Origin of the sequence: Sphaerospermopsis aphanizomenoides BCCUSP55 (assembly GCF_001586785.1) — a bacterium.
Lineage (GTDB): Bacteria > Cyanobacteriota > Cyanobacteriia > Cyanobacteriales > Nostocaceae > Sphaerospermopsis_A > Sphaerospermopsis_A aphanizomenoides_A.
This window is the reverse complement of the sequence record NZ_LUFH02000063.1, coordinates 24,989-35,714: the sequence shown is the minus strand read 5'-3', so window position 1 is coordinate 35,714 and position 10,726 is coordinate 24,989. Positions and strand designations below refer to the sequence as shown.

Sequence of the window (10,726 nt, the reverse complement as noted above, 5' to 3'; positions counted from 1 at the left end):
CCTCCCCATACCCCCAGCCTTCCTGTGGGCGATCGCCTATCATGGAATTGCCCTTTCCTGGATCACCGGCATTCATCCCATGAACTGGCTGGGTGTTCCTTGGTGGCCAAGTTTATTTATTACCCTCTTTTGTTGGTCATTCATCAGCCTGTGGGGAGGAATATTAGTATCCCTGTGGGCATTTTTGATGGTGCGGCTAGACAAGCAAAAACCTTGGTTACGAGTCTTAATTGGTACAGCCTTATGGTGTTGTTTGGAAAGCTTGTGGAGTTCTGGCTCTTTATGGTGGAGTTCTCTTTCCTACACTCAATCTCCGCATAATTTGGTAATTTTGCATTTGGGGCAACTTTCTGGACCGAATACGGTAACGGCGGTTATTGTTGCTGTCAACGGCTTGCTGGCAGAGTCTTGGATATATTCTACCCATATACGCAAAGACGCAAAAGAAGAAAGAAAAGCAAAAACCTCTGCGTTCTCTGCGCCTCTGTGGTTCGTTAATAAATATTCAATCTCAGCCACAACACTATTAATTACCGCTCACGTTTTAGGGTTTATTCTTTATTCTCAACCTTTGAATAATACCCAAAATACAGCTTTAAAAATAGGCATTATACAAGGTAACATTCCCAACCAAATTAAACTACTTCCCCAAGGATTTCGTAAAGCAATTACAGGTTACACTAATGGATATTTGCAGTTAGTAAATCAAGGTGTTGATGGGGTGCTGACTCCTGAAGGTGCGTTACCTATATATGAACGAAATTTTAAAAATACACCCTTATTAGATGCGGTAAAAGAAAAAGGTGTAGTAGTTTGGATTGGTGCTTTTGGAGAAAGGGGAAAAAGCTATACAAATAGTTTATTTGGTGTTAACAGTAAAGGAGAAGTGACCAGTCGGTATGATAAATCAAAACTTGTGCCTTTAGGGGAATTTATTCCTTTTGAGCAAATTTTAGGGGCGGTTGTACAACGTTTATCACCTTTGGATGAACATCAAGTGCATGGGGCAAAAAATCAAGTTTTTGATACTCCCTTTGGGAGAGCAATTGTTGGCATTTGTTACGAATCAGCCTTTTCAAAAATATTCAGATATCAAGCTTTTAATGGTGGGCAATTTATTTTGAGTTCTTCTAATGATGCCCATTATACTGCTGCTATGGCAGATCAACATCATGCTCAGGATATCATGCGAGCAATTGAAACTGATAGATGGGCAGTGAGGGCAACAAATACTGGCTATTCGGCTTTTGTTGATCCACATGGCAGAACTTTATGGAAATCAGGATATAACACTTATGAAACACAAACAAAAACTATTTATCCTCGTCAAACACAGACTTTTTATGTACGTTTTGGGGATTGGTTGATGCCTTTATTGTTAGTTTTGGGGTTTTTGGGGTGGATATGCCGATGATTTTGATCAAGCATTCAGCCATCATCTGTCAACAATAAGGGTGTAGGAAACCCCGTTAATAAAACCTTCAATAATTGACAATTACCTTTTTATTAAAAGAAGAGAATTGAAAAAGCGGAAATTTTTTATTTTTTGTAAAGGGGAGGTTTTAAACGTGGAATCAAACAATTAAATTGTTAATTATCAATTGTTAATTATCAATTAATAATCATTCCTAATGATTCAATTCTCTTTTGGCTTTTGAAAAAATACTATCTGCAAAAAATAATCAGCCTGACAATTGCCATGACAATCTACTTTTATCATACTCGTGATCAATATGCTTGTTTTTCTAACTTTTCATATCACGGATTTATGTTAGATGATTTGTATTGGTTCACCAGCGAACATTACTTTCAAGCACAGAAGTTTATTGGTACGCCTCATCTAGAACAAATTCGCCTTGTTAAAACTCCTAGAGAAGCTGCTAAAATGGGAAGACAAAGAACTCGTCCTCTCCGTCCAGATTGGGAACAAGTGAAAGATGATATCATGCGAAAAGCTGTGTTATGCAAATTTTCCACTCATGTAGATATTAAGGAAATTCTACTTTCCACAGGCGATGAAGAAATAGTGGAAAATTCGCCAATAGATTATTATTGGGGTTGTGGTTCTGACGGTAGTGGTAAAAATATGCTGGGTATTATTTTAATGGAAACAAGAGAAATATTACGACTGAAGTAAATACCAATTCTTTCTGTAATCATTAGCTAAATATCAAGAAGCCAAGAGTGCAGACGCAAACAGAAAAGTTATAAAACATAAAAACAGTTTTTCCATCTTTATGGTTAGATAAATATTGCCTTGAGGGGGCTTATTATTATAAAATAATTTACGTCAATTGTTACTATAGCTGATGCCTAAAATTACCCCTTTTCTCTTTCCTTATGTTTAAGTTGTTAGTCCCAATATTAGGAGTTAAATAATTATGTCTAAATTAGAACGAGTGAAGAAATATTACAAATGGTCATGGGATGTATCCCTAGGTGGAAAATATGACGAGTGGGGTACTAGCACCTACTTTATGGAAATTGACAGCAATTTATATGCCCGCAGACAAATAGAGGTGTATGAAAATGGCAATGTCCTCTTCTATGATAGTAGCCACTGTGCTGATGATTACGGAATGTTATGCGATAAAAAATTAGATGATCCAAATATCGAAGAATTTGAAATTTCTCAGGCAGAATTTGAACAAGTATGGCACAGCAAAACCCCCATTAATAAATGATGGGGGATTGGTAATTAGCAGCAAATATTACCTATAATTAATTGATTACAAACTAGATGCGATACCTGCGGCGCGTGTAGCTATCGCAGCTACCTCTTGTTCCAACAATGAATTCAATAAAGTCCATAAACGCAAATCAGTAAAATCAGGAATTGCCATTAATATACCCTCTTCTTGTAATCTTTCGGGATCATGGGTAGAAGCAATACCAATAGTGGGAATATTTGCAGCAACAGCAGCACGAATACCAGAAGGAGAATCTTCTAAAGCAATGGCTTGTTCGGCTGTAATTCCCAACTTTTGAAGAGCAACTTTGTAGGGTTCTGGGTCAGGTTTACCCGCTATACAATCATCGGCTAAAACAATAGTATGAAAAACGTCTTTGATGGCTAAAACTTCTAACATAAATTCGGCATTTAACCTGGGAGCATTAGTCACTAATGCACGTTTGATTTGATGTTTTTGTGTCCATGCTAACAATTCAGAAAATCCCTCTAAAGGTCGCAAATGGGAAGCACGTTCACGAAAAAGAGCTTCCTTATCATCTGCAAATTTTTCACCTTCTGCCACAGATAATTGCGGTAGAATATCTTTAACAATTTCTGGATTTAATCGTCCACTAATGCGGGATTTGTAGAAAGTTTCATCAATTTCTATGCTGTAACTTAACAGCATTTCTCTCCAAGCTTGGTAGTGTATGGGGTCAGTATTGACAATAGTTCCATCTAGATCAAAGAGAATTGCCGTTAGCATGGTTTTTTGGTAAAATGTAAACAAGTATTAAGTTAATTACCTAGTTTAACGTAAATTGGCAGTTAGAAAACAACGAATAAGGAATAAATTCAGCGTTTTTCCTAATTACAAATTACGCATTAGCAATTGTTTAAACCAATGCCAGCCGCTACAAAATCTTTTCGTGTCGATGACCTCCTAGTGCAGATTTACAACTCTGAAGCAGAAATGGCCAAGGATGTTGCCAAAATCGCACAACATTATTTACAGCAACTTCTTGGGAAACAGGAAACAGTAGCAGTGTTGTTAGCTACTGGAAATTCTCAACTTCTATTTCTTGATGCTTTAATTGCTTTAGGTGGGATAGATTGGTCAAGGGTGAATTTGTTTCATTTAGATGAATATTTAGGAATTAATGCTGACCATCCTGGCAGTTTTCGACATTATTTGCGGGAAAGAGTAGAAAAACGGGTATTGCCAAGGCAATTTCATTATATAGAAGGGGATGCTTTAGAACCTATTGCTGAGTGCGATCGCTACAGCAAATTACTACAAAATCAACCCATTGACCTATGTCTGCTTGGTGTGGGAGAAAATGGACATTTAGCCTTTAACGATCCAGCAGTGGCAGATTTTCAAGACACTGCTAAAGTCAAACTTGTAAAATTAGATCAAGTTAACCGTCAACAACAGGTAAAAACAGGATATTTTTCAAGTTTAGAAACTGTTCCCCAATATGCATTTACTGTAACTATTCCCATGATTTGTGCAGCTAAGAAAATTATCTGTCTAGCACCAGATAAACGCAAAGCCAAAATAGTAAATGAGATATTAAATAGGGATATTAGTACCAATTATCCTGCTTCTATTTTGCGTAGACAACCGCAAGCAAGCTTATGTTTAGATGTACATTCTGCGAGTTTATTATCTGAGAGTAACTTTTAGTAGTCAGCAGTCAAACCATTTGTTTATGTTTTGGCGTGTAAAATGATGTGTGGGGACGGGAAATGGAGGTTTTTAAGGCATCAATTAGGGGAGTTTGGTTTTGATTGGGCATTTTGGGGTAAATGAAGCGTTTATAGCTTCAGGTAAAAATTGGTCAAGTATAGAATATAATTAAGTCATAAACTATATTATGTCCTGATTTAAGTCCTATGCATATTACATCTACGCCAGAAGAAGAAGTAACATTTTTTGATGAAGATGAAGACCAGGAAATTGAGTCAGAATCTAATATCAATCTGCAATCAGAGCTAAAAGAAATTTCCAAAATTGTTGTTTCGGGAAGTGACTGGACAACAGCAACAATACTTGATCAACTTATTCGTGAGAATATATTGCTAAATCCAAGATTTCAAAGAAGAGATGCCTGGGATATAACTCGTAAAAGTAGGTTTATTGAATCACTTATACTTGGATTTCCAGTACCACAAATAGTTTTAGCTGTTAGTCGGGATCAAAAGAGCAAATTCATAGTTCTTGATGGTAAACAAAGATTGTTAACTATTCTTCAGTTTTATGGTAGAAGTGAAACTACAAATAATAATTTCGCATTAAAAAATTTAGAATTTAGGACTGATATGAATGGGTACAAATATGAGGATTTAACAAGTCATTTATTTTTAAGTAGAGAGATTGATAATCTTGATAACCAAACTATTCGTACTATAGTTTTGCGGAATATAAATAGCGAAAATTTCCTTTATAAAATTTTCCTGCGTCTGAATGTACAAAGTACACCTTTATCTGCACAAGAACTTAGACAAGCATTGCATCCTGGTTCGTTTATCAATTTCTTAGATGATCAATCAATTAAAAGTCAGGCTCTTAAAAAAATATTCAAATCACCAAATCCTGATTTTCGGATGCGAGATGTCGAATTATTACTACGCTATGTAGGATTCTATTATTTCCTATCTGAATATCGTGGAAATCTTAAAGCATTTCTTGATATGACTTGTCAAAAACTTAATAAAGATTGGGATAAGATACATGATGATGTTGAAAATGTAGTTAACCAATTTGAAAGAGCAGTACAAACAACCATTGATATATTTGGAGAAAAAAACTTTTCTCGTATGTGGTTAAGCAACGATAAAATATATAGAAGACGCTTTAATAGAGCAATTTTAGATGTGATGGTTTTTTATTTTTCAGATGAAAAAATAAGGCAATCTGCTGAACAAAATAAAGATAAAGTTCAAGAGGCTTTTAAAAAAATATGTTCATCAAACAACAAATTTAGAGAAGGTGTTGAAGGAACAACTAAGAACATTCGTGAAACTTACAATCGTCTTAGATTGTGGGGTGAAAGTCTATTAGAAGTTTTAGACGTAGAGTTTAACTTACCTGAACTCGTTGATAATCGTATTCTTTTCAATGGTTTGAGGTAAATTGTTATCCAAATATGTCAGAATCTTCTACATTTCTTACTTTAAACAGGGAGCTAAATAGGTTAAAAGAGGAATTTATTCCTGAGATTAGCCCGACAGGTTCATATTCTGAGAGTCAGTTATCCAAAACTGCTGCATACAGAGTTTTTGCTCATGCTGAAATTGAGTATTATCTTGAAGAGAGAGCTTGGGAAGTTGTTCAAAATGCCAAGAGTCTTTGGGATACAACAGGTAAGACTACTCGCACTTTAATATGTCTACTTGGGTTCTCTGGTTTAACTATGGATGAACCACCAGATACACTTACACCAAAAAAGGGAAGTAAAACAGTTAAAGAGGAAAAAATCAAGATATCTAAGAAAATAGACTTAGCTTTAGAAAGTTTTAAGAGGATTATTAGTCAAAATCATGGAGTCAAAGAAGATCATATTTTAGCATTACTATTACCAATAGGGATAGATAGTGATGATTTAGATCCTGCTTGGCTTGCTACCATGAATACATTTGGTGAAAACCGAGGTAAGGTAGCTCATAAATCAGCTACATCATACAGAACTTTTCAACCTCCAGATCCAGCAACTGAACTAAAGACGGTCGAGCAAATTATTCAGGGGCTTTCAAACATAGATGAGTTAATAAATAAATTGATGCAATAAAATGTAAAATCTTACTACCTGATAAAATCAAACAACATGAACTTAAAAGATATCAAACCAAAATTATTCTCCATCATCAAATTCATATCCATACCCCTCATCACCAGCGCCATTGGCTTAGAAATATGGAACATCCAAACATTAACAACTAACAACCAACTACCAACTATATTAACCCCTGCCTTAATCCTTGCTCATATTGCACTCTCAGCGCATTTTATCGAAGGAATAATTGCGTCTTTTTACGCATCTGCTCAAAATCACAACCCCATCAAATATGCAATTTATACATTTTTTGTTGGTACAGTTGGTTTATTAGAATTGTGGGAAAATCGTCAGCAATAAAATTTGAGATAACCATTAGGGAAGATGTCAGCCGTTCCAATTATCATCTAGCTTGGGAAAGTCAAATCATGCAAATAGATTTACCATGATTTATCCCTGTGCTATTTCCATACCCGACCCGCAAATACCAACTCCTCAACCTAACCCCCTACCTAGTCCAGAACCTCCACCAGAACCGACCATTCCTCCACCCTTCCCAGAACCAGTACCGGAAACAGTACCAGCACCCATTCCCCAAACAGTACCAAGTCCAATTCCCCAAACCATTCCTAAACCTGTTTAAATTATGCTTATAATTGCAACCAACATCTAGAATTAAACAATGCTAAGAGCCGGAATAGTCGGACTTCCCAACGTCGGAAAATCAACCTTATTTAACGCTGTAGTAGCTAACGCTAAAGCCGAAGCTGCTAACTTTCCTTTCTGCACGATTGAACCGAATGTCGGCGTTGTCGCAGTACCGGATGACCGGTTAAACGTTCTCGCCCAAATTGCCACTTCTAAACAAATAATACCTGCTCGTGTTGAGTTTGTGGATATCGCCGGTTTGGTAAAAGGTGCGAGTCAAGGAGAAGGACTGGGTAATCAATTTTTATCTCACATCCGCGAAGTTGACGCAATAGTTCATGTTGTGCGTTGTTTTGAAAATGATGATATCATTCACGTTGCCGGTTCTGTAGACCCAGCGCGAGATATTGAAATCATTAATTTAGAACTTGGTTTATCAGATTTAGCGCAAATTGAAAGACGCATTGAACGGACTCGTAAACAAGCACGTACCAGCAAAGATGCACAATTTGAAATTACCGTGCTGGAAAAATTAGCTGCGGCTTTAAATGAAGGTAAATCTGTCCGTCAAGTGAGTTTAAATGAAGAAGAAGCCGCAATTATTAAAGGCTTAGGACTACTCACAAATAAACCAATTATCTACGCTGCTAATGTTTCTGAAGATGACTTAGCAACAGGTAATGATTTTGTGGAAAAAGTGCGAGAAGTAGCATCGGGTGAAAATGCCCAAGTTGTGATTGTTTCTGCACAAGTAGAAGCAGAACTGGTAGAATTACCAGAAGAAGATAAAGCTGATTTTCTTGAATCTTTGGGTGTAAAAGAAGGCGGTTTAAAATCTTTAATTCGCGCCACTTACGCCCTGTTAGGTTTGCGGACATATTTCACCTGTGGACCTCAAGAAACCCGCGCTTGGACAATTAATGCGGGAATGTCAGCACCTCAAGCCGCAGGTGTCATTCACTCTGATTTTGAACGAGGTTTTATTCGTGCTGAAACCGTTGCTTATAATGATTTAGTCACACATGGTTCGATGAATGGTGCTAAGGAAAAAGGCTTGGTAAGAAGTGAAGGAAAGGAATACATTGTCCAGGAAGGGGATGTGATGTTATTCCGATTCAATGTGTAGTAAGTAGGTGACAGGTGACAGGTGACAGGTGACAGGTGACAGGTGACAGATTTAAAAGTTTGCTAGTGTCTAATTCTGATTATCTGTTAATGTTCTAAGCACCTTATTTGTTGCTGTAAATAATGTTTTAAACGCAGATGCACGCAGATAGACGCGGATAATACAATTTTGGATTTTGGATTTTAGATTTTGGATTCTAGTTCATCATCTGTCACATTCATTTTGCAAATTGGTATTGTTTATCTGTGTACCCTGCGGGAAGCAAGCTACATCTGCGTTTATTCATCATTCACCTATCATATAAACCGAAGAACCCATATTTTCATCATCTGTCCCTACTATTATTCCTCCTGCTGCACCAGGTATCAGTTCTAAACCTTCGATTTTATGATATTTATCCCGATAAATAGGGAAAAGATTTGGATTTTGTTTCCATTCTATTTTGTTACCATTCAAGCCTAAATATCCAGCTACATAAACAGCAGATTCAAATGGACCATTATCACCACCATCACTAGCGGAGGTAATATAAACAATTCCCGCATGATCTATTTTAATATCAGAAATATGACGAACATTACCACCATGAAATGGTACTTGAAAATTCGCTTCACCTACGTTAGTAATTTGATATTGATTTAAATCAAACTTTCCCCAATAAATTTTAGCTGGGTTGACACCTTCGCCACGATGTCCCCACATAGCAATTAACTGATTATCAATTTTTTGTAAACAGAAAGATTCAAAATTACTATTTTTAGTAATTGTAATTTTCGGTAAATTAAATTCTTTGAAAATAGATATATTTTTGGAATTAGATTCCAATTGAAGATAATAAGCTTTTCCCTCACTATTGACAGCTATAAAATCAAAATTATTGGTATCAGGAATAGATGTTAATGCTTCTAAATCTGTAGGTAATTGAATATTATTTGGTAAATTTAAAGGTAAATATTCAGGTTGATTTTTGCCTCGCAGACTAATAATTGCTAAACGTCCTTGATTTGGTTTTTTATTATCATGGACAATTAAAAAATCCAGTTTATTGCTTTGCTGGTTGATCAACGCCATCCCACTAATACCAAAGGGAATACCACCACGTACAGGTATCCAACTTTGTGCAGAAACTTGTTGAGATATTAATAATAATCCACCCAAAACTACAAGCGTGATTATTAATTTGAAAAATTTCGGCATATTGATTTATCTAAGTAAACCTATCATCATATCAAAATTACGAATTACGAATTACGAATTACGAATTACGAATTATTTTAAGCAATACTCCCCCTCTTCCTCGCTTCTTTATAGGAAGTTCCGACATTTTTTATACCAGCTTTAATCATTTCTCGTTCCAAAAGTGCAAAGAAATGGTTTTTATCACCACCTCTAACTACAGCTTGATTATGCGCCTCCGCAATTGCCACAGGATAGCCGTATCCTTTCTGCACTTGTGCTAACATTAAACCTAATGCTTCGTCAAACATAGTAGAATTTTCTGCTACCCAAGCCGGAACTTCAATCCGGGCAATTTCCGTACCAACATGAACATAACAAAAATAAATTGTCTGGTCTTCATACAGTTCTAAAATGCGGTTATTACTACGCCATAAGGGTCCCCGTTGTCCAGGTTTTAGCTGGGTTGTCCATAAAGTTGTATCTCGCAATGTCTCAAATTTTTTACACGGTACATATTCTAGTTGATTAGGGCAATAAGTAATACAATCGGGAACTGAATGAGGACAAGCTAATAACCGTAAAAAGTTCATTGCTTCGATATTACGGGCGGCGCTAAGATAACCCATGATGGGAATTTGTGCTTTTCGTAACTGCTGCCAAGCTTCAAGGATAGGGGGTAAGATGCGATCGCGTGCATCCATCGGTAATTGGTCTAAAAACCAGTATATTAATGAACCATCGACCATCGCTAAAGCTGGGGCTTCGGTTTTAGCACTACAAGCTAATTCTGCTAACACGATAATTTCGGAAGCAGTACGGCGATAACCCATCCATTCCTCAGTTCTAATCCCCCACTGACGAGATATATACAAATCTTCAGGACGATAAAAAACCTCCGGTAAACTATCTAAAAGCGGGTGGAGATTTTGACCATAATGTAAAACTACTCTACCAATATTCAATAAGTAACAATACGCAATTTCATGATGATTAGGGGCAATTTGTGAACCATCGGTAGCAATGATAGTATGAACTTTAGGAGGAACGGGAATATCAATACGAGTTTGTAAAGGTTCAATGGGTGTAGCAATAGCAAAAAGAATGCGATCGCGCCATTTTTCTTGAGTTGCAATTAACTCCTGTTGACACTCAAACGCTTGTTTTAAACTTTCCTGTGCTAACTCCAAACGCTGACGACTCGCAGCAGCTTCTAAAGTCAAATGTTGACTTAAACCCTGCATTTGTCGCGCTAGTTTTCTTAAATCAAGCATAAAGTATTAGTAATTGGTAATTGGTAACTGGTAATTTAAACAACTCACCACT

The 10,726-nt window shown here is 36.6% G+C and carries 12 protein-coding genes; 9 read left to right on the top strand and 3 right to left on the bottom strand.

Translation table 11 applies throughout. The features are described 5' to 3' along the window. From lnt to A0J48_RS16550, 3 genes are all read left to right on the top strand, one after another. The coding region (gene lnt, locus A0J48_RS16560) for an apolipoprotein N-acyltransferase (RefSeq protein ID WP_200324902.1) at positions 1–1,414 on the top strand (1,414 nt) is incomplete at its 5' end. Positions 1,415–1,699: 285 nt separating this feature from the next. Beyond that, positions 1,700–2,137, top strand: a complete 438-nt coding sequence (locus A0J48_RS16555; RefSeq protein ID WP_200324900.1) for an NADAR family protein — start codon at positions 1,700–1,702, stop codon at positions 2,135–2,137. 244 nt (positions 2,138–2,381) lie between these two features. Beyond that, positions 2,382–2,684 (top strand): hypothetical protein, encoded by a 303-nt coding sequence (locus A0J48_RS16550; RefSeq protein ID WP_200324898.1) that lies wholly within the window; start codon positions 2,382–2,384, stop codon positions 2,682–2,684. Between the two features lie 45 nt (positions 2,685–2,729). Here the strand turns inward: A0J48_RS16550 and A0J48_RS16545 are convergent, their stop codons facing one another. Further along, entirely contained in the window at positions 2,730–3,437 is a 708-nt protein-coding gene (locus tag A0J48_RS16545; RefSeq protein ID WP_200324896.1) for an HAD family hydrolase, read from the bottom strand. 138 nt (positions 3,438–3,575) lie between these two features. Between A0J48_RS16545 and A0J48_RS16540 the strand changes: the two genes are divergently transcribed. The 6 genes from A0J48_RS16540 (at position 3,576) to ychF (ending at position 8,224) form a co-directional block, all read left to right on the top strand. Next, entirely contained in the window at positions 3,576–4,361 is a 786-nt protein-coding gene (locus tag A0J48_RS16540) for a glucosamine-6-phosphate deaminase (protein ID WP_200324894.1), read from the top strand. Positions 4,362–4,570: 209 nt separating this feature from the next. Next, positions 4,571–5,809, top strand: a complete 1,239-nt coding sequence (locus tag A0J48_RS16535) for a DUF262 domain-containing protein (protein WP_200324892.1) — start codon at positions 4,571–4,573, stop codon at positions 5,807–5,809. A gap of 14 nt (positions 5,810–5,823) precedes the next feature. Beyond that, on the top strand, positions 5,824–6,465 hold the full coding sequence (locus tag A0J48_RS16530; RefSeq protein ID WP_200324890.1) for a HEPN domain-containing protein: 642 nt from the start codon (positions 5,824–5,826) through the stop codon (positions 6,463–6,465). 36 nt (positions 6,466–6,501) lie between these two features. Next, on the top strand, positions 6,502–6,810 hold the full coding sequence (locus A0J48_RS16525) for a hypothetical protein (protein WP_200324888.1): 309 nt from the start codon (positions 6,502–6,504) through the stop codon (positions 6,808–6,810). Between the two features lie 85 nt (positions 6,811–6,895). Then, on the top strand, positions 6,896–7,093 hold the full coding sequence (locus A0J48_RS16520) for a hypothetical protein (protein WP_200324886.1): 198 nt from the start codon (positions 6,896–6,898) through the stop codon (positions 7,091–7,093). Positions 7,094–7,132: 39 nt separating this feature from the next. Beyond that, on the top strand, positions 7,133–8,224 hold the full coding sequence (ychF, locus tag A0J48_RS16515; RefSeq protein ID WP_200324884.1) for a redox-regulated ATPase YchF: 1,092 nt from the start codon (positions 7,133–7,135) through the stop codon (positions 8,222–8,224). A gap of 285 nt (positions 8,225–8,509) precedes the next feature. On the opposite strand, the gene A0J48_RS16510 is transcribed toward ychF, so the two are convergent. Together A0J48_RS16510 and A0J48_RS16505 are read right to left on the bottom strand one after the other, a co-directional pair. Continuing rightward, positions 8,510–9,421: a hypothetical protein gene (locus A0J48_RS16510; RefSeq protein WP_200324882.1), complete on the bottom strand. Its 912-nt coding sequence runs from the start codon at positions 9,419–9,421 to the stop codon at positions 8,510–8,512. 77 nt (positions 9,422–9,498) lie between these two features. Further along, positions 9,499–10,674 (bottom strand): DNA double-strand break repair nuclease NurA, encoded by a 1,176-nt coding sequence (locus A0J48_RS16505; RefSeq protein ID WP_200324880.1) that lies wholly within the window; start codon positions 10,672–10,674, stop codon positions 9,499–9,501. Positions 10,675–10,726: the final 52 nt, after the last annotated feature.